Here is an 18986-nt window from a genome sequence, read left to right as displayed (position 1 = left end):
ATTTAAAAGTGTGAACTGGCTCAAATAAAATTATAAAACGAACAAAACATCCCCCCATCACTTTCGCGATGGTGAAAAATTAACGGGTTGAAGTGTGTTCGTCAGCTATTGTGGATCTGAATCCGTCAGGTCCTGTTCTTCATCACCTAACAGAGCTAATTCCAACAATGCGTAGCGGTGCTCAACGAAATTGTGTGCGTTGTTGGCAACCGTCAGCTTGAACAGCGTTTCAGCGCTGTCCGTATCCCCCAGACTCAGGTAGTATTTACCTAAATAGAAGTAGGTTTCACTGAGATGTTCAGCGAGCGAAGTGTTATCCGTTGAGAATTCCTTCAGCCGATCAAGCAGTGTCTTTTCACTGATGTCGCCGAGATAGAATTCAGCAATATTCCAGCCCCATTGTCCGCCTTTCGCCTGCTGATAGCGCTGACGTAAATCGGTCAGTGCTTTCTTCGGATCTATCTCTTTATCGACGAGATAAAGCCACAGCGAGCGGAACGGATCGTTTGGATCATCCTGATAAAACGCCAGCAAATCATCCCGCGCCACCGGATACCGGCCCCCGTAATACAGGGCAATACCGCGGTTCATACGCGCGTAGTTATAAGTTGGATCAAGCTCTAATACAGAATCATACGCTTCATAGGCAGCATCAAAGTTGCCTGCCTGCGTAAAATAAATGCCCAGGTAATTAAATATCTCCGGAATATCCGGACGCATTGATAACGCAACAGTAAAATCGTTACGTGCCAATGCACGCAATCCGAGGCTGTCGTACAACACACCACGCTGATAAAGCAGCTGGGCGTACTCGTCCTCAGTTAATGACCGGCTTGCCAGTATTTGTTCCATTCGGGCGAGGATCACTTCCTGCTGTAATGATGGTTGCAGGGGTACTGCAAGTAAATCCCCGGAGTGCCAGTTTTTACCGCTGCTGCATCCTGCGATAAAAATTATAGCTGCAATGCTCCACCAACGCAGAAAAAAATTCATTTCCTACTCCCGAAGTCAGATCCCTGAAAGGATAATCCTCTGACTGACAATAACCGAGTGCATTTTGCTTTTTTTGCCGAATGGCGCCCTTTTTACAGGACGCCACGACTTACGTCAAATTTTATTCAGCGTTATTTGCATCAGGGGTTGCATCCGAAGCCGGAGCTGCATCCTGACTGACTGCTTCTTTCATGCTCAGGCGGATACGACCCTGACGGTCGATTTCCAGTACCTTGACCGGTACTTCCTGACCCATTTCCAGATAATCTGATACTTTTTCAACGCGTTTGTCAGCGATCTGAGAAATATGCACCAGACCTTCTTTACCGCCGCCGATAGCCACGAAAGCACCGAAGTCAACGATACGGACAACTTTACCGTTATAGATACGGCCGACTTCCACTTCTGCGGTGATTTCTTCGATACGGCGGATAGCCATCTTCGCTTTATCGCCGTCAGTTGCAGCAATCTTCACAGTACCGTCATCTTCGATTTCGATAGTGGTGCCGGTTTCTTCGGTCAGGGCACGGATCACAGAACCGCCTTTACCGATAACGTCTTTGATTTTGTCCGGGTTGATGCGGATGGTGTGAATGCGCGGTGCAAACTCAGAGATATCAGCACGTGGTGAGTTGATAGCCTGTTCCATCACGCCCAGGATGTGCAGACGCGCACCTTTGGCCTGGTTCAGAGCCACCTGCATGATTTCGCTGGTGATACCTTCGATTTTGATATCCATCTGCAGGGCGCTGATACCGTCACGGCTGCCCGCAACTTTAAAGTCCATGTCGCCGAGGTGGTCTTCATCACCGAGGATATCAGACAGAACCACGAATTTGTCGTCTTCTTTCACCAGACCCATCGCGATACCGGCAACCGCTGATTTCACAGGAACACCTGCATCCATCAGTGCCAGAGATGCACCACAGACTGACGCCATAGAAGAAGAACCGTTGGATTCAGTGATTTCTGAAACCACACGCACGGTGTACGGGAATTCTTCCTGAGACGGCATCACTGCCAGCACACCACGTTTCGCCAGACGGCCGTGGCCGATTTCACGACGCTTCGGTGAACCGACCATACCGGTTTCACCCACGCAGTACGGAGGGAAGTTGTAGTGGAACAGGAAGGTGTCAGTGATTTCACCCATTACCTGATCCAGAGTCTGTGCATCACGGGCAGTACCCAGCGTTGCTGTTACCAGCGCCTGAGTTTCACCACGGGTGAACAGAGAAGAACCGTGAGTACGCGGCAGAACACCGGTGCGGACATCCAGTGCGCGGACCATGTCTTTTTCACGGCCGTCGATACGCGGCTCGCCGTTCAGAACACGGGTACGGACAACAGATTTCTCAACCGCAGCCAGGATGTCGCTGATTTCATGTTTCAGTTCGCCGGTCAGCTCTTCGCCGCGTGCGGCAAATTCAGCTTCCAGTGCACTGATGGTTGCATCTTTAATGATATCAACCTGTGCGTAACGATCCTGTTTCTCAGTGATACGGTAAGCATCACCCAGCGCTTTTTCAGACAGTTCAGCAACGCGGTCACGCAGAGTCTGGTTAACAGGCTCAGGCTGCCAGTCCCACTTCGGCTTACCGGCTTCAGCGGCCAGTGCGTTGATGTTTTCGATAACAATCTGCTGCTGCTCGTGACCGAACACGACCGCACCCAGCATTTGTTCTTCGGTCAGCAGCTGTGCTTCTGATTCAACCATCAGAACCGCACCTTTGGTACCGGCAACAACCAGATCCAGTTTGCTTACCGCTAATTCGTCAGTGGTCGGGTTCAGAACATACTGGTCATTGATGAAACCAACACGTGCCGCACCAATCGGGCCGTTGAACGGAATACCTGACAGTGCCAGCGCCGCTGAGGCACCAATCATTGCCACGATATCAGGGTTAACCTGCGGGTTCACAGACACCACGGTTGCGATAATCTGAACTTCGTTCAGGAAACCTTCCGGGAACAGCGGACGTAACGGACGGTCAATCAGACGTGCGATCAGGGTTTCGCCTTCGCCCGGACGGCCTTCACGGCGGAAGAAGCTCCCCGGAATACGGCCGGCAGCGTAAGTACGCTCCTGATAGTTTACGGTCAGCGGGAAGAAGTCCTGGCCCGGTTTCATTTTTTTCTGGCCGACAACGGTAACGAATACCGCGGTGTCGTCCATGTTAACCATTACAGCTGCTGTCGCCTGACGGGCCATCATGCCGGTTTCGATAGTGACAGTGTGCTGACCATACTGGAATTTACGGATTGTCGGATTTAACAAAATAATATCCTTCTGGGTCTCTCACCCCGGCAGGGGTAAGTAGTGAAATGGTTCCTTCAGATACATCCTCGCGACTAATGACAACCTTTTCCTGCTGCCGGAAAGTGCTCTCATTAGCCGCGCGAATAGCTGTACCGAAGAATCGTTATTATTGCGGCAACAGCTCAGTGTGCCGCATTCAGAAGAAAAGGGGCCGTCGGCCCCTTTCCACTGAAACTTGTCTGAATTAGCGACGCAGGCCCAGACGCTCAAGAATTGAGGTATAGCTTGCTAAGTCTTTGCCTTTCAGATAGTTCAGGAGCTTACGACGCTGAGCAACCATACGCAGCAGACCACGACGGCTGTGGTGATCTTTTTTGTGCTCTGCAAAGTGACCCTGCAGGTGGTTGATCTGTGCAGTCAGCAGCGCGATCTGAACTTCGCTTGAACCGGTGTCGTTTTCGCCACGACCGAAATCAGCGACAATTTTCGCTTTCGCTTCAGTGCTTAGAGACATAATAGAACTCCAAATATACTTTGATTAATAAAAATGAGTGCCGATCTCTAATTCAGCATCTCAGGGAAATTGCCGCGTTATTCTACGCCGCCTGCGCCCTGAACGCAAGATGCGGCAATGCTTATTCCGTGTATTCCACAACAAGACGGCGCGGTGCCACCAGCCCGTCCTCACTGATCACCGCAAGGCCGATAAAGGCGGCATCATCACCCTGCGTTACGCGGGTTAATGTCTCCGGTGCCAGGTCGTGCGGAGCCCGTACCGGCTGCCCCAGCTTAAAATACCCGGCAGTCACGTCCGTCAGATTGACCTGCGGGAAATGTGACACGGCGGTATCCATCGGCAGCAGCAGCGGATCCAGTGCGGTTTCGAGCGGAGTTTCAGCCTCATCCGCCACACGGCGCATTTCCTGAAGCTGCTCCAGTGTCACCATCCGTTCTGCCGGATACGTGGCCACCTGCAGCCGGCGCAGCATAGTCACGTGAGCACCGCAACCGAGTTTCTCACCGAGATCATCAATGATAGTGCGGATATAAGTGCCTTTCGAGCAGTGAATTTCCAGCTCCAGCTCTTCCCCTTCATGGCGGATAAACAGCAGTTCATACACCGTGATCGGGCGGGCTTCCCGCTCTATGGTGATGCCTTTGCGGGCATACTCATACAGCGGACGTCCCTGATGCTTGAGCGCGGAATACATGGACGGTACCTGTAAGGTATCGCCCCTGAATGACTCCAGGGCAGCCGCAAGCTGTTCCGCCGTGAATGACAGCGGGCGCTCACTGATCACCTCACCCTGTGAGTCTGAGGTGTCCGTACGCTGCCCCAGGCGGGCAATCACGCGGTAACGTTTGTCGGAATCCAGCAGGAACTGTGAAAACTTGGTTGCTTCACCGAGGCAGACCGGCAGCATACCGGTCGCCAGCGGATCCAGCGCGCCGGTGTGACCGGCCTTGGCGGCATTAAACAGACGGCGGACCTTCTGCAATGCATCATTGGATGAAATGTCCTGCGGTTTATCCAGCAGGACAATGCCGTTAATATTACGGCCACGACGACGGCGTGCCATCAGTTACCCTCTTTGTCGTCCGCAGATTTACGCATATCCAGGTCGTGTTTGATCACATCAGACACCAGGTTAGACATACGCATCCCTTCGACCAGAGAGCTGTCATATTCAAATTTAAGTTCCGGAATAATGCGCAGGCGCATCTCTTTCCCCAGCAGGGAACGAATGTAGCCGGAAATATCATTTAAGACTTTGATACCTGTTTTCACCTGCTCTGAATTATGGTCTTCATCCATAAAGTTCAGAAAGGTGACAAATACCGTGGCATAGGCCATATCGCGGGATAAATCCACGCCGGATACCGTTGCCATCCCCACACGGGGATCTTTAATTTCACGCTGCAGGATAATCGCAATTTCTTTCTGAATTTCCTGTGAAACGCGCTGAGTACGGCTGAATTCTCTCGCCATAGTTTCTCTCCTGAAAATTCGGGGGGCCATAAGCCCCCCAATTATATCATGTTATGTCATACCGTCAGGTGATCAGATAGTTCGCTGAACTTCAATCACCTGGAAGACTTCAATCATGTCTCCCGGGCGGACATCATTGTAGTTCTTGACACCGATACCACATTCCATCCCGTTACGGACTTCAGCAACGTCATCTTTGAAGCGGCGCAGAGATTCCAGCTCACCTTCATAGATAACCACGTTGTCACGCAGAACGCGGATAGGGTTATTACGTTTGATAGTTCCTTCCGTCACCATACAACCGGCGATGGCACCGAATTTCGGTGAACGGAACACATCACGGACTTCTGCCAGACCCATGATTTCCTGTTTGAATTCCGGCGCCAGCATCCCGCTCATTGCCTGTTTGATTTCATCAATCAGGCTGTAGATTACGGAATAGTAACGCAGGTCAACGCTTTCGCTTTCAATCAGGCGGCGCGCTGATGCATCCGCACGGACGTTAAAGCCGAGGATAATCGCGTTGGATGCCGCAGCCAGCGTGGCGTCAGTTTCAGTGATACCACCCACACCGGAACCGATGATTTTCACTTTGACTTCATCAGTTGACAGTTTCATCAGTGAATCGGTGATAGCTTCACAGGTACCCTGCACATCAGTCTTCAGAACGATGTTCAGTTCAGAAACCTTACCGCTTTCCATGTTAGCAAACATGTTTTCCAGTTTGGCTTTCTGCTGGCGTGCCAGTTTCACATCACGGAATTTACCCTGACGATAGAGTGCCACTTCACGGGCTTTCTTCTCGTCACGGACAACGGTCGCTTCATCACCGGCAGACGGTACGTTGGACAGACCCAGGATTTCCACCGGAATGGACGGACCCGCTTCGGTGATATCCTGACCCAGTTCGTTACGCATCGCACGGATACGGCCGTATTCAAAGCCGCACAGCACGATATCGCCTTTGTTCAGTGTACCGCTCTGTACCAGGATAGTGGCGACCGGACCACGGCCTTTATCGAGGTAAGATTCGATAACCACACCGCTCGCCATACCGGCACGCACTGCTTTCAGTTCGAGAACTTCAGCCTGCAGCAGGATAGCGTCGAGCAGATCGTCGATACCGATACCTTTCTTCGCGGAAACGCTGATGAACTGAGTCTCACCGCCCCACTCTTCAGAGAGGATGCCGTACTGAGACAGTTCGTTACGTACGCGATCCGGATCGGCTTCCGGTTTATCAATTTTGTTCACCGCAACCACAACCGGCACACCCGCAGCTTTCGCATGCTGGATAGCTTCGATAGTCTGCGGCATCACGCCATCGTCCGCTGCGACAACCAGGACAACGATATCCGTTGCCTGCGCACCACGGGCACGCATGGAGGTAAACGCGGCGTGTCCGGGAGTATCCAGGAACGTGATAGCGCCTTTATCGGTGGTCACATGGTAAGCACCGATGTGCTGGGTAATACCGCCCGCTTCGCCGGAGGCGACTTTGGTGGAACGGATATAGTCCAGTAATGAGGTTTTACCGTGGTCAACGTGACCCATGATGGTCACAACCGGCGCACGTGGTTCAGCCTGTGCTTCACCCATGTCACGGTCGTTCAGGATCGCTTCTTCCAGCTCGTTCTCACGGCGCAGGATAACTTTGTGACCCATTTCCTCGGCAACCAGTTGTGCGGTTTCCTGGTCAATCACCTGGTTGATAGTCGCCATGGCGCCCATCTTCATCATGGTTTTAATGACCTGAGAACCTTTCACCGCCATCTTGTTGGCTAATTCGCCAACAGTGATGGTTTCACCGATAACCACATCACGGGTAACCGCTGCAACCGGTTTGTTAAAGCTCTGCTGCAGTGAGCTGCCTTTACGCTGTTTCTTACCGCGCGGCAGTTGCGCACGGGCTTCTTCGCGATCGGCTTTCTCAGAGTGACGGTTATTTTTCTTCTGACGGACGTTTTTCGCGCCACGGCCGCGGCCGCGGTTATCACCTTCAACTTTCGCATCACTTTCATCTTCCGCTTCACGGGCGTGAGCAGAGGTGGTGGTGTGATAGTCCGCGCTTTCTGTTTCTTCACTGACAGGAGCAGACCATTTCTCGCCGTTTTCTTCGGCCAGACGGCGCGCTTCTTCAGCTGCACGTTTCACTTCAGCTTCAAGTTTGCGCTGCTGTTCTTCTTCAGCTTTGCGTTTGATTTCAGCGGCTTCGGCTTCGCGGCGCACTTTTTCGCTGTTTTCCCGGGTATCAGCCGGGGCTGATTTCGCTTTATTTTCTTTCACGTTATTCTTTTCCGCTGCTTCACGCTTAGCCGGTTCTGCCGCTTGTTCAGTTACTTTCGCTGCTGCCGCTTCGCGTTTTGCCTTTTCTTCAGCCTCACGTTTGGCTTGCGCCTCTTGTCTGGCTTTTTCTTCGGCTTCACGACGGGCCTGCTCTTCAGCTTCGCGTCTTGCCTGCTCTTCCGCTTCACGCTGTGCCTGCTCTTCCGCGGCTTTTGCCTGTTCAGCGGCATCGCGGTTTACATATGTGCGTTTTTTGCGGACTTCAATATTAACCGATTTGCTCTTGCCACCGGTTACCGGAACACTCAGCGTACTGCGAGTTTTGCGCTGAAGTGTTAATTTACCCGGCTGACTTGCCCCGCCCTGTTCGCGGTTCAGATGGGCCAGCAGGGCCTCTTTTTCTTGCTGGGAAACGTTATCAGACGCCGTTTTTTTGATGCCGGCATCAGCAAACTGCTGTACCAGGCGCTCTACGGAAGTCTGAATTTCGTCTGCCAGTGATTTTACCGATTCTGTCATGCTGCTCCTTCCCGCTACAAATTAAGATGCATCGTCGCCAAACCAACAGATATTACGCGCTGCCATGATGAGTTCACCTGCTTTCTCATCATTCAGACCTTCGATATCCGTGAGGTCATCGATACCCTGCTCTGCGAGATCTTCAAGGGTACAAATACCACGGGAAGCCAGGGTGAATGCCAGTGTGCGGTCCATGCCTTCAAGGTTTAACAAATCATCCGCCGGTGTGGTACCTGACTGGCTCTCTTTCTGTGCCAGTTCGAGCGTTGTTAAAGCGGCTTTTGCACGTTCGCGCAGGACTTCAACGGTTTCCTCTTCGAGGCCGTCGATTTCCAGAAGTTCGCTGACCGGCACATACGCCAGTTCTTCCAGTGTGGAGAAACCTTCTTCCACTAATAAGGTTGCGAAATCTTCATCGATGTCGAGATGCTTAACAAAAGTTTCAATGGAAGCGTGTGCTTCCGCCTGGTGTTTCGCGTTAAGTTCCTCCGCGGTCATGACGTTCAGTTCCCATTTGTCATCACCACGATGTTTTTTCAGCAGTTGTGCAGCGAGACGCACATTCTGGCCGTTACGGCCAATGGCCTGTGCAAGGTTGCTGCTTTCCACAGCAACGTCCATTGTGCATTTGTCTTCATCGACAACAATGGATGCAACATCTGCCGGAGCCATTGCATTAATCACGAATTGCGCCGGGTTGTCATCCCACAACACGATATCAATCCGCTCGCCGCCCAGCTCACCGGAAACGGCCTGAACGCGGGCGCCGCGCATTCCCACACATGCCCCGACAGGGTCGATGCGTTTGTCATTGGTCTTCACCGCGATTTTCGCACGGGAACCGGGATCACGGGCAGCCGCTTTAATTTCAATAATCTCTTCGCCGATTTCCGGCACTTCGATTTTAAATAATTCGACCAGCATTTCCGGACGGGAACGGGTCACAAATAATTGTGCCCCACGGGCTTCCGGACGAACATCATACAGAACTCCGCGGATACGGTCACCCGGACGGAAATTCTCACGCGGCAGCATATCTTCGCGCATAATGACTGCTTCCGCATTATTCCCCAGATCGAGGGTAATGTTTTCGCGGTTCACTTTTTTCACCACACCGGTGATGATTTCGCCCTGCTGCTCGCGGAACTGATCAATCACCATCGCACGCTCAGCTTCGCGTACTTTCTGTACGATAACCTGTTTTGCGGTCTGAGTAGTGATACGGTCGAAGGTGACAGATTCAATCTGATCTTCGATATATTCGCCTAACTGAATGCCCGGCGTTTCATAATCAGCCGCTTCCAGTGTGATTTCACGGGTCGGCTGAGTGACTTCTTCTACCACCATCCAGCGGCGGAAGGTATCAAAATCACCGGATTTACGGTCGATTTCCACACGAACATCAATTTCCTGTTCGTATTTTTTCTTAGTGGCGGTTGCCAGCGCAGTTTCCAGAGCCTCAAAAATTTTCTCACGAGGAAGCGATTTTTCGTTAGAAACTGCCTCAACAACAGCCAGAATTTCTTTATTCATCCTAGTTGCCTCTTTTGAACTTTATATTAAAAGTGGGGTACCAGGTTAGCTTTCTGGATGTTGCCAAGTGCGAACACTTCGTCTTTGCCATCCACTGTAACCGTGATCATTTCACCGTCGACGGCTTTGATAATACCCTGCCATCTGCGACGGTTCTGCATTGCGATTCGTAAAGTCAGTGAGACTTCCTCACCGGTAAACCGCTGATAATGTTCAGCCGTAAATAACGGACGCTCCATACCCGGAGACGAAACCTCAAGGTTATAAACGGTTGTAATAGGATCTTCAACATCAAGAACGGCACTGACCTGGTGGCTCACGTCCGCGCAATCATCAACAGTGATACCCTCTTCACTATCAATAAAAATACGCAGTGTTGACACGCGGCCGCGGATAAACTCCACGCCGACAAGCTCAAAACCGAGTGCTTCGACAGGTGCAGTGACCATCTCTGTTAATTTCTGCTCTAATGTGGACAAGACCACCCCCGGGACATAAAAAAAGGGCATAACGCCCAGTATCTCTGTTGACTGATAACAAAAAACCCCGAAATTTCGGGGCTTTATGCAACTGGACCCTGTGTACATCACACTTCTTAATCTTTTTTCCAAATCAGGGATAACGTAAGAGTTGTTGATACAATCAACATTGGAAAAAACGATTTGTTATAAGAAGTGGTTGCGGGAGCCGGATTTGAACCGACGACCTTCGGGTTATGAGCCCGACGAGCTACCATGCTGCTCCATCCCGCGTTCGAAACGTGAAAAATTCTACGCTGATCACCTGCAAAACGCAAGTGTGAAACTAAATGGTGCCGAGGACGGGACTTGAACCCGTACGCCCGTTTTGTAGGCACTACCACCTCAAGGTAGCGTGTATACCAATTTCACCACCTCGGCACTGAACTGCTCTTTTTTACGGGACTGACTGATGGTGTGTATCAATCCCGTTTAAAACTTTTACTTCAGACTTGCAACAATCAGCGCGGAATATCGCTGTTAGGAGCTGCTGGTGCTGCGGGAACATCTGTTTTCTGTTCTGTCTGCACCGGCTGAGCGAGATTATCAAACTTGCTGCCTGTACCGGTTTTATTGCTGGTCATATTGCCCAGAACCAAACTCAGTACAAAAAACAGTGTTGCTAAAATGCCTGTGGTACGGGTCATGAAGTTACCTGAACCCGAAGAACCAAACAGTGTTGCAGACGCGCCTGCACCGAACGAAGCACCCATGTCCGCACCTTTCCCCTGCTGCATTAAGATCATGCCGACTAAGGCAATCGCAACAAGTAAGAAAACGACTAAGAGAGCTGTATACATAAACGTGTACCTATTCCTCGTACGGTATACCGACTGATTCGGTATCAATCTGCACACTCACAGATAAACCTAATTACCTTGCTGAGCGGGTCAGAATACTAACCAAACAAACGCGCACGCGCAAGTCTATTTTAAGCCAGGCGCACCGGTTGCGGAAAAAAACAACAATAAGGGGCGGATTCTGACAGAGCCGGGGGGAAACCGCAATAATTTTTTCCGGCTCTGTCATTCACATCATAAATAATTATACGCGTTTCACCGCGTCTGCAATGCGGTTTGCCATTGCAGTGACCTGCGCTTCATCTTCCCCTTCCACCATCACACGGATCAGCGGTTCGGTACCGGATTTACGCAGCAGCACACGGCCTTTGCCGTTCAGCTCTTTTTCCACTTCCTGTGCCACGCGGGTGACTTCCTCGCTTGTCAGCGGGTCGTGCTGACCGGCAAAGCGGACATTCACCAGCACCTGCGGCAGCAGTTTCATGCCGCTGCACAGGTCGTGCAGGCTCATGTTGTTGCGCACCATCGCACTCAGCACCTGAAGACCTGCCACAATGCCGTCACCGGTGGTTGTTTTGTCCAGCAGGATGATGTGACCGGAGTTTTCCGCACCCAGACGCCAGCCTTTTTCCTGGAGTTTTTCGAGCACGTAACGGTCGCCGACTTTCGCGCGCTCAAACGGAATACCCAGCTGTTTCAGTGCCAGCTCCAGCCCCATGTTACTCATCAGTGTGCCGACAGCACCACCGCGCAGTTGTCCCTGGCGCAGTGCTTCGCGGGCAATGATAAACAGGATCTGGTCACCGTCCACTTTTTCACCCAGGTGATCCACCATGATCAGGCGGTCGCCGTCACCGTCAAATGCCAGGCCGACATCTGCGCCTTCAGCCAGAACACGTTCCTGTAACTGACGGACATCCGTTGCACCGCATTTTTCGTTAATGTTGATACCGTTCGGATCACAGCCGATAGCAATCACTTCCGCACCCAGTTCACTTAATACGTTCGGTGCGATGTGATAGGTTGCGCCGTGTGCGCAGTCGATCACCATTTTCAGCCCGTTCAGGCTCTGCTCGTTCGGGAATGTCCCTTTACAGAATTCGATGTAACGGCCGGCAGCATCCACAATACGGTTTGCACGGCCCAGTTCGGCGGATTCCACACAGGTCAGTGGTTTTTCCATCTCGGCTTCAATCGCTTCTTCCACGTGATCAGGCAGCTTGGTGCCGTCGATGGAGAAGAATTTGATGCCATTGTCATAATACGGGTTATGAGAGGCGGAAATAACAATACCGGCCTCGGCACGGAAAGTACGGGTCAGATAAGCGACCGCCGGTGTCGGCATCGGGCCGGTAAATGAAGCGGATAACCCTGCGGCGGCAAGACCGGCTTCCAGTGCGGATTCCAGCATATAGCCGGAAATACGGGTATCTTTACCGATAATAATTTTACGTGAGCCGTGACGTGCCAGCACTTTCCCGGCTGCCCAGCCCAGTTTGAGCACAAAATCAGGGGTAATCGGGCTGTCACCCACTTTTCCGCGGATGCCATCAGTACCAAAGTATTTGCGATCACTCATTGTCGTTTGTTTCCTTCGCTAAACGGGTTGCTTCCACCACTTTCATGGCCTGGACAGTTTCTTTCACATCATGAACACGGATAATCTGTGCACCTTTCATCGCGGCAATCACTGCACAGGCCACGCTGCCGGCAACCCGTTCATCCGGGGGAATATCCATCAGCTGGCCAATCATAGATTTTCGTGACATTCCGGCAAGAACCGGTAATCCCAGGTTATGAAACAGGTCTAATTTATCCAATAACTGATAATTATGCGCCAGTGTTTTTCCGAAACCGAAGCCCGGATCGAGAATTATGTGATTTTTTTCAATTCCGGCCGCCACACAGCGTGCCACCTGCGCTTCAAGATACGTATACACCTCACGCACCACATTCTGATAGTGCGGTGCCTGCTGCATGGTACGCGGTTCTCCCTGCATATGCATCACACAAACCGGCAGGCCGCTCTGTGCCGCCGCCTGTAATGCCCCCGGCTCACTAAATGAGCGGATATCATTGAGAATATGAGCCCCTGCATTTGCGGCTTCGCGGATCACCAGCGCTTTTGAGGTATCCACTGAAATCCAGACATCCGACTCACGGGCAATCGCTGCCACAACCGGGATAACCCGCTCCGCTTCCTGCTCAGGGCTGACTTCTGCTGCTCCGGGACGGGTGGATTCACCGCCGATATCAATAATCGTCGCGCCTTCCGCAATCATTTTCCGGGCATGTTCCAGTGCTTTGGCGGGGGTGTTGTGTGTACCGCCGTCTGAGAATGAATCCGGGGTCACATTGAGGATCCCCATCACCTGCGGCGTTGCCAGCGAAAGTGTCTGACCGCGTGCGGTAAGTTTCATAATCCGGCCTTCTTACTGTTTATTATTTCAATCGTGAGGTGATTGTAATGCCTGACTCCTGCGGGATAAAGATATAAAAAAACCCGGCAGATTTTCCGCCGGGTTTTTCATATTACTGCTTCATACAACTGAATGATGAATTATGACTGCTTGTTGTCGTCTTCAGACGGCGCAGCATTGTTGTCATCTGATGATTCAGGTGCTTCCTGAACCGGAACCTGGTTACTGCTTTCCGGCGGACGGGTATCCGCTTTCGGCTTGTCACCTTCCCAGCCCGCAGGTTCACGGACCGGCACACGGTTCATCAGATCATCAATCTGTGGTGCATCAATGGTTTCATATTTCATTAATGCATCTTTCATGGTGTGCAGGATATCCAGGTTATCCATCAGGATCTGACGCGCACGTTTGTAGTTGCGCTCAATAATCCCGCGGATTTCCTCATCGATAGTCCGGGCAGTTTCATCAGACATGTGCTGTGCTTTTGACACAGAACGGCCTAAGAACACTTCACCGTCTTCATCCGCATACAGTAACGGCCCCAGTTTTTCAGAGAAGCCCCACTGCGTCACCATGTTACGGGCAATGTTAGTTGCCACTTTGATGTCGTTGGATGCGCCTGTGGACACATTTTCCGGCCCGTAGATAATCTCTTCCGCCAGACGGCCGCCATACAGGGTGGAGATCTGACTTTCAAGTTTCTGACGGCTGGCGCTGATCTGATCCCCTTCCGGTAAGAAGAAGGTCACACCCAGTGCACGTCCGCGCGGAATAATGGTCACTTTGTGTACCGGGTCATGCTCCGGCACCAGACGACCGATGATAGCGTGACCGGCTTCATGGTAGGCAGTCGAGGCTTTCTGCTCTTCTGTCATCACCATAGAGCGGCGTTCCGCACCCATCATGATTTTATCTTTTGCTTTTTCGAACTCGACCATGGTCACAACGCGTTTATTACCGCGTGCCGCAAACAGCGCAGCTTCGTTCACCAGGTTGGCGAGATCCGCACCGGAGAAGCCCGGTGTACCACGCGCCAGCACAGACGGTTCAACGTCCGGCGATAACGGCACACGGCGCATATGCACTTTCAGGATTTGCTCACGGCCGCGCACATCCGGCAGACCGACCACGACCTGACGGTCGAAACGGCCCGGACGCAGTAACGCAGGGTCAAGCACATCCGGACGGTTGGTTGCCGCGATAACGATGATACCTTCGTTACCTTCGAAACCATCCATCTCAACCAGCATCTGGTTCAGTGTCTGCTCACGTTCATCGTGACCACCGCCCAGACCCGCACCACGCTGACGGCCGACGGCGTCGATTTCATCGATAAAGATGATACATGGGGCTGCTTTCTTCGCCTGTTCGAACATATCACGGACACGGGACGCACCCACACCCACGAACATTTCGACGAAGTCAGAACCGGAAATGGTGAAGAACGGTACTTTCGCCTCACCGGCAATCGCTTTTGCCAGCAACGTTTTACCGGTACCCGGAGGCCCCACCATCAGAATACCTTTCGGAATTTTACCGCCGAGTTTCTGGAAGCGGCTCGGCTCACGCAGATACTCCACCAGCTCACCAACTTCTTCTTTAGCCTCATCACAACCGGCCACATCCGCAAAGGTGGTTTTGATCTGATCTTCGGTCAGCATGCGTGCCTTACTTTTACCGAAGGACATCGCACCTTTACCGCCGCCGCCCTGCATCTGGCGCATGAAGAAGATCCAGACGCCGATTAACAGCAGCATCGGGAACCAGGAAATGAAAATGGTTGTCAGGATACCCGGCTCTTCCGGTGGTTCACCGACCACAGTGACGTTTTTGTTCAGCATGGTGTTAAGCAGCTGATTGTCCTGCATCGGCAGGTACGTCGTGTATTTGGAGCCGTCTTTTTTACTGACGTTAAGATCACGATTGGAAATACGGACTTCGCGCACCTGATCCTGTGCTAACTCAGTGATGAAGGTAGAGTAGTCCACCTTACGACTGTTTGAATCGCCTGGGCCAAAACTCTGGAACAACGACATCAGCACTACCGCGATGACCAGCCAGAGAATTAGGTTTTTCGCCATGTCACTCAAGGGATTAACCTCTTATTACATCTGTGTTAACAAATAACGCACAGGGTACTACACTTTCCACCCTGTCGCTACAATGTATACTTCACGCGATCGGGCCCGCGAAGCATCGGGTTTACGGATTTTCACTTTCGTGAACAGGGAGCGAACCTCCCGGAGGTACTCATCAAAGCCATCTCCCTGAAAGACTTTAACAATAAAACTGCCCCCCGGTGCCAGAACAGAACGGCACATATCAAGTGCCAGCTCAACCAGATACATCGCGCGCGGAATATCAACAGCCGGAGTTCCGCTCATATTTGGTGCCATGTCTGACATAACAACCTGGACTTTTTTATCCCCCACGCGCCCCAGCAGAGCTTTCAGCACGTTTTCGTCACGGAAATCGCCCTGAAGGAAATCCACGCCGACGATGGGATCCATCGGTAACAGGTCACAGGCAATAACGCGCCCTGACTGACCGATGTGATTAACAGCATATTGTGACCAGCCGCCGGGTGCTGCACCCAGATCCACAATAGTCATACCCGGTCTGAAAATATTATCGCCCTGCTGAATTTCTTCGAGCTTAAACCAGGCACGAGAGCGAAGCCCCTTTTTTTGCGCCATCTGAACATATTTATCACTAAAATGTTCCTGTAACCAGCGCCCGGAGCTTGCTGAACGTTTTTTATTGGCCATTGTGTTTTCCGACTAACCTGTTATTTCTGACTCAGTTTTTTCGCATAACCGGACGAAAAGTCCCGTTACCGCAGACAGTACTCCTCACCTAATGATGGTGATAAGCATGATATGGCGGTAGAATACACCGTTTTCAATAGTTATTAAGCAAAAAAAACGATGAACCTCACTAAAAAACAAGTCCAGCACCTGAAAGCACTCGCTCATCATCTGAACCCGGTTGTCATGATTGGCAACAACGGTCTGACTGAAGGCGTACTCGCAGAAACTGAAGTGGCTCTTACACATCATGAGCTTATCAAAGTTAAAATCGCGGGCGAAGACCGTGAAATGAAAACCTTGATTGCAGATGCGATTGTGCGTGAAACCGGTGCTTACAATGTGCAGATTATCGGTAAAATTCTGGTGCTCTACCGTCCGTCGGAAGCCCGGAAGATCATTTTACCTAAATGATAATTGCATATTTAAAAAAAAATGCCACCGGCAGATGATTTCTGACGATATCGTCCGGCCGGTGGCATTCCTTTCAGATTTTCTTCATATCCGGGCCGCCTCAGTGCTCTGCCACCCGAATGTAAAGTTCAGTAAAAACGCCTTTCACTGCATTTTTCTGATGAAATATCCGTATTGTGCTGTTTTTTTACGACGCAGCTTACAGGTATTCCACATTGATGACTTCATACTCAACTTCACCGCCCGGTGTCTGGATGACAACCACGTCGTCAACCTCTTTACCGATAAGGCCGCGGGCAATCGGAGAGTTCACTGACAGCAGGTTTGATTTGATATCAGCCTCATCATCACCCACGATGCGGTAAGTCTGCTCTTCATCCGTTGCGACGTTAAAAACGGTAACAGTCGCACCGAAAATAATCCGGCCATTGTTGGTCATTTTGGTGACATCAATCACCTGCGCATTGGAGAGCTTGGCTTCGATCTCCTGAATACGGCCTTCACAGAAACCCTGCTGCTCACGGGCGGCGTGATATTCTGCGTTTTCTTTCAGATCGCCGTGCTCGCGGGCTTCCGCGATATCAGCGATAATTTTCGGACGGCGCTCATTTTTGAGAAATTCTAATTCTTCACGCAGTTGGTCTGCGCCGCGTACCGTCATAGGGATTTGTTTCATTCTCTACCTCTGAATCATTCCTAAGTAATAGTCATATCATCCTGATTAAACGATAACAGTACCTTATGCGCCATGTGTGGCACACTACTATTAAGTAAAACCGTGTAAATCTGCGCTGATACGGCCATCGCACTGCGGATGCTGTCAGCGCGGTTGACGCGTTATCCGCGCGGGCTGAACTGAGATCCTGTCCCGGTATTCTATCCCGGAGCGCAATGCGGGTCATCGTTTACTTTTACCGGTCCGTGGCTTTAGTATAACGGGCTCTCACCCCCGATTGTGATGGATAGGTCGCTCAATGAATGTTTTTACCCGGCTCGCATATGCGATGGGATTGTCAGTATTACTGGCTGCAGGTGCAGCAGCCACCCCAGTCGAACAATATACCCAATATCTGCCCGCCGGTACAAACCTGGCGATGATTGCGCAGCGGGTGGGCGATTCTCAGCCAATCGTGGAATATCAGGGGCAGCAGATGGCGCTGCCCGCCAGTACCCAGAAAGTGGTGACGGCACTTGCCGCCCTGTTACAGCTGGGGCCGGATTTCCGTTTTACCACCAGTCTGGAAACCAAAGGACATGTTGAGGGCACTACCCTGAAAGGGGATTTAATCACCCGTTTTACCGGTGATCCGACCCTCACCCGCCAGCAGATCCGCAATATGGTCAATGAACTGCGTAAAGCCGGGGTACAGGCCATCGACGGTGATCTGGTGATCGATATCTCTGCCTTTGCCAGTCATGACAAAGCGCCGGGCTGGGTGTGGAATGATTTAACCCAGTGCTTCAGTGCCCCGCCGGGTGCTGCAATCATCGACCGTAACTGCTTTTCAGTGACGCTGTACCCGGGGGAAAAACCCGGCGATACCGCCTATATCCGCACCTCGGAGTATTATCCGGTCAATATGTTCAGTGAGGTCAAAACCCTCGAACGCGGCTCTGCCGAAGGGCGTTTCTGTGAGCTGGATGTGGTGCCGGGTGAACTGAACCGCTATACCATCACCGGCTGTATGAATCAGCGCAGCGAACCGCTGCCGCTGGCATTCGGTGTCCAGAACGGCGCAAGCTACGCCGGGGCGATCGTCAAAAATGAACTGATCCATGCAGGGATCACCCTGAGCGGCAATGTCCGCCGTCAGACCCACCCGGAACAGCCGGGCACCGTACTGATACAAACACAATCCGCTCCGCTGCATGCTCTGCTGACCAAAATGCTGAAAAAATCCGACAATATGATTGCCGATGAAGTTTTCCGCACCATCGGCCGCAGCTATTACGGCGTGCCGGGCACCTGGCGTTCCGGCCAGCAGGCCGTCCGTCAGGTACTGAAAGAGAAAGCCGGTATTGATATGGGCAATACCGTAATGGTGGATGGCTCCGGATTGTCCCGTCACAACCTGATCACCCCGGCAACCATGATGGAAGTGCTGCAATTTATAGCCAAACATGATGATCAGCTGCAATTTATCAAAATGCTGCCGCTCTCCGGCTATGACGGCACACTGCAATACCGCGGCGGTCTGACAGAAGCGGGCGTTAACGGTAAGCTTTCCGCCAAAACCGGTTCATTACAGGGCGTGTATAACCTGGCCGGATTCCTCACCACCGCCAGCGGACAGCGCATTGCGTTCGTGCAGTTTATTTCCGCTTATGCCGTCCCGCCTGCCGAGCAGCGCAGCCGCCGTGTGCCGCTGGTCCGCTTTGAAGGGCATTTGTATAAAGATTTATACCGTAATTACTGAGTTGCTGAAAAACTAACGGCAATAAAAAA

The 18986-nt window shown here is 51.7% G+C and carries 16 protein-coding genes and 2 tRNA genes; 2 read left to right on the top strand and 16 right to left on the bottom strand.

The features are described 5' to 3' along the window. Nucleotides 1-105: 105 nt before the first annotated feature. The 15 genes from nlpI to rlmE all read right to left on the bottom strand — a co-directional run bounded on the left by nlpI (nucleotide 106) and on the right by rlmE (nucleotide 16087). Nucleotides 106-993 (bottom strand): lipoprotein NlpI, encoded by an 888-nt coding sequence (gene nlpI, locus JL661_RS01410; RefSeq protein ID WP_004234572.1) that lies wholly within the window; start codon nucleotides 991-993, stop codon nucleotides 106-108. Between the two features lie 121 nt (nucleotides 994-1114). Next, entirely contained in the window at nucleotides 1115-3271 is a 2157-nt protein-coding gene (gene pnp, locus JL661_RS01405) for a polyribonucleotide nucleotidyltransferase (protein WP_004234571.1), read from the bottom strand. A 226-nt stretch (nucleotides 3272-3497) separates the two neighbouring features. Beyond that, complete coding sequence (gene rpsO / locus JL661_RS01400; RefSeq protein ID WP_004234569.1) at nucleotides 3498-3767, bottom strand: 30S ribosomal protein S15; 270 nt, start codon at nucleotides 3765-3767, stop codon at nucleotides 3498-3500. A gap of 121 nt (nucleotides 3768-3888) precedes the next feature. Further along, entirely contained in the window at nucleotides 3889-4833 is a 945-nt protein-coding gene (gene truB, locus JL661_RS01395; protein ID WP_004234566.1) for a tRNA pseudouridine(55) synthase TruB, read from the bottom strand. Further along, nucleotides 4833-5243, bottom strand: coding sequence for a 30S ribosome-binding factor RbfA (rbfA, locus tag JL661_RS01390; RefSeq protein WP_036418187.1), 411 nt, complete (start codon nucleotides 5241-5243; stop codon nucleotides 4833-4835). Before rbfA ends, truB begins: the two co-directional genes overlap by 1 nt. Nucleotides 5244-5315: 72 nt before the next feature. Continuing rightward, nucleotides 5316-8048 (bottom strand): translation initiation factor IF-2, encoded by a 2733-nt coding sequence (gene infB, locus JL661_RS01385; protein ID WP_004234560.1) that lies wholly within the window; start codon nucleotides 8046-8048, stop codon nucleotides 5316-5318. 21 nt (nucleotides 8049-8069) lie between these two features. Continuing rightward, nucleotides 8070-9581, bottom strand: a complete 1512-nt coding sequence (nusA, locus tag JL661_RS01380) for a transcription termination factor NusA (RefSeq protein ID WP_062772135.1) — start codon at nucleotides 9579-9581, stop codon at nucleotides 8070-8072. A gap of 26 nt (nucleotides 9582-9607) precedes the next feature. Continuing rightward, nucleotides 9608-10060 (bottom strand): ribosome maturation factor RimP, encoded by a 453-nt coding sequence (gene rimP / locus JL661_RS01375; RefSeq protein WP_004241392.1) that lies wholly within the window; start codon nucleotides 10058-10060, stop codon nucleotides 9608-9610. 196 nt (nucleotides 10061-10256) lie between these two features. Then, a tRNA-Met gene (locus tag JL661_RS01370) sits at nucleotides 10257-10333 on the bottom strand. A gap of 57 nt (nucleotides 10334-10390) precedes the next feature. Next, nucleotides 10391-10480 (bottom strand) — tRNA-Leu (locus JL661_RS01365). Between the two features lie 80 nt (nucleotides 10481-10560). Further along, a complete protein-coding gene (gene secG, locus JL661_RS01360) occupies nucleotides 10561-10899 on the bottom strand; it encodes a preprotein translocase subunit SecG (protein ID WP_015422312.1) in 339 nt (112 codons plus the stop codon). Between the two features lie 244 nt (nucleotides 10900-11143). Continuing rightward, nucleotides 11144-12478: a phosphoglucosamine mutase gene (gene glmM / locus JL661_RS01355; RefSeq protein ID WP_004234551.1), complete on the bottom strand. Its 1335-nt coding sequence runs from the start codon at nucleotides 12476-12478 to the stop codon at nucleotides 11144-11146. Next, nucleotides 12471-13319, bottom strand: coding sequence for a dihydropteroate synthase (gene folP, locus JL661_RS01350; protein ID WP_004234549.1), 849 nt, complete (start codon nucleotides 13317-13319; stop codon nucleotides 12471-12473). Before folP ends, glmM begins: the two co-directional genes overlap by 8 nt. A gap of 140 nt (nucleotides 13320-13459) precedes the next feature. Continuing rightward, nucleotides 13460-15409 (bottom strand): ATP-dependent zinc metalloprotease FtsH, encoded by a 1950-nt coding sequence (ftsH, locus tag JL661_RS01345; protein ID WP_004234548.1) that lies wholly within the window; start codon nucleotides 15407-15409, stop codon nucleotides 13460-13462. A gap of 48 nt (nucleotides 15410-15457) precedes the next feature. Further along, nucleotides 15458-16087: a 23S rRNA (uridine(2552)-2'-O)-methyltransferase RlmE gene (gene rlmE, locus JL661_RS01340; protein ID WP_004234546.1), complete on the bottom strand. Its 630-nt coding sequence runs from the start codon at nucleotides 16085-16087 to the stop codon at nucleotides 15458-15460. A gap of 159 nt (nucleotides 16088-16246) precedes the next feature. Between rlmE and yhbY the strand changes: the two genes are divergently transcribed. Continuing rightward, the gene (yhbY, locus tag JL661_RS01335) at nucleotides 16247-16540 is read left to right on the top strand and encodes a ribosome assembly RNA-binding protein YhbY (protein WP_004234544.1); all 294 of its coding nucleotides are present in this window, start codon (nucleotides 16247-16249) and stop codon (nucleotides 16538-16540) included. A 199-nt stretch (nucleotides 16541-16739) separates the two neighbouring features. On the opposite strand, the gene greA is transcribed toward yhbY, so the two are convergent. Beyond that, nucleotides 16740-17216 (bottom strand): transcription elongation factor GreA, encoded by a 477-nt coding sequence (gene greA, locus JL661_RS01330; protein ID WP_015422313.1) that lies wholly within the window; start codon nucleotides 17214-17216, stop codon nucleotides 16740-16742. A gap of 328 nt (nucleotides 17217-17544) precedes the next feature. Between greA and dacB the strand changes: the two genes are divergently transcribed. Further along, nucleotides 17545-18957 carry a serine-type D-Ala-D-Ala carboxypeptidase gene (gene dacB / locus JL661_RS01325; RefSeq protein ID WP_170927037.1) on the top strand — a complete coding sequence of 471 codons (1413 nt, stop codon included), beginning with the start codon at nucleotides 17545-17547 and terminating at the stop codon, nucleotides 18955-18957. Nucleotides 18958-18986 lie beyond the last annotated feature (29 nt).

This window comes from Morganella morganii, from assembly GCF_019243775.1.
Classification (GTDB): Bacteria; Pseudomonadota; Gammaproteobacteria; order Enterobacterales; family Enterobacteriaceae; genus Morganella; species Morganella morganii.
Note: the sequence above shows the minus strand (reverse complement) of the source record. Positions and strands in the feature narration are given on the sequence as shown.

Bases quoted from the DNA above. Each gene is read 5' to 3' on its own strand.
- greA (WP_015422313.1), bottom strand. From the start codon at position 17,216: ATGAAACAAATCCCTATGACGGTACGCGGCGCAGACCAACTGCGTGAA.
- dacB (WP_170927037.1), top strand. From the start codon at position 17,545: ATGGGATTGTCAGTATTACTGGCTGCAGGTGCAGCAGCCACCCCAGTC.
- infB (WP_004234560.1), bottom strand. From the start codon at position 8,048: ATGACAGAATCGGTAAAATCACTGGCAGACGAAATTCAGACTTCCGTA.
- rbfA (WP_036418187.1), bottom strand. From the start codon at position 5,243: ATGGCGAGAGAATTCAGCCGTACTCAGCGCGTTTCACAGGAAATTCAG.
- rlmE (WP_004234546.1), bottom strand. From the start codon at position 16,087: ATGGCCAATAAAAAACGTTCAGCAAGCTCCGGGCGCTGGTTACAGGAA.
- secG (WP_015422312.1), bottom strand. From the start codon at position 10,899: ATGTATACAGCTCTCTTAGTCGTTTTCTTACTTGTTGCGATTGCCTTA.
- rpsO (WP_004234569.1), bottom strand. From the start codon at position 3,767: ATGTCTCTAAGCACTGAAGCGAAAGCGAAAATTGTCGCTGATTTCGGT.
- truB (WP_004234566.1), bottom strand. From the start codon at position 4,833: ATGGCACGCCGTCGTCGTGGCCGTAATATTAACGGCATTGTCCTGCTG.
- nlpI (WP_004234572.1), bottom strand. From the start codon at position 993: ATGAATTTTTTTCTGCGTTGGTGGAGCATTGCAGCTATAATTTTTATC.
- nusA (WP_062772135.1), bottom strand. From the start codon at position 9,581: ATGAATAAAGAAATTCTGGCTGTTGTTGAGGCAGTTTCTAACGAAAAA.
- yhbY (WP_004234544.1), top strand. From the start codon at position 16,247: ATGAACCTCACTAAAAAACAAGTCCAGCACCTGAAAGCACTCGCTCAT.
- glmM (WP_004234551.1), bottom strand. From the start codon at position 12,478: ATGAGTGATCGCAAATACTTTGGTACTGATGGCATCCGCGGAAAAGTG.
- folP (WP_004234549.1), bottom strand. From the start codon at position 13,319: ATGAAACTTACCGCACGCGGTCAGACACTTTCGCTGGCAACGCCGCAG.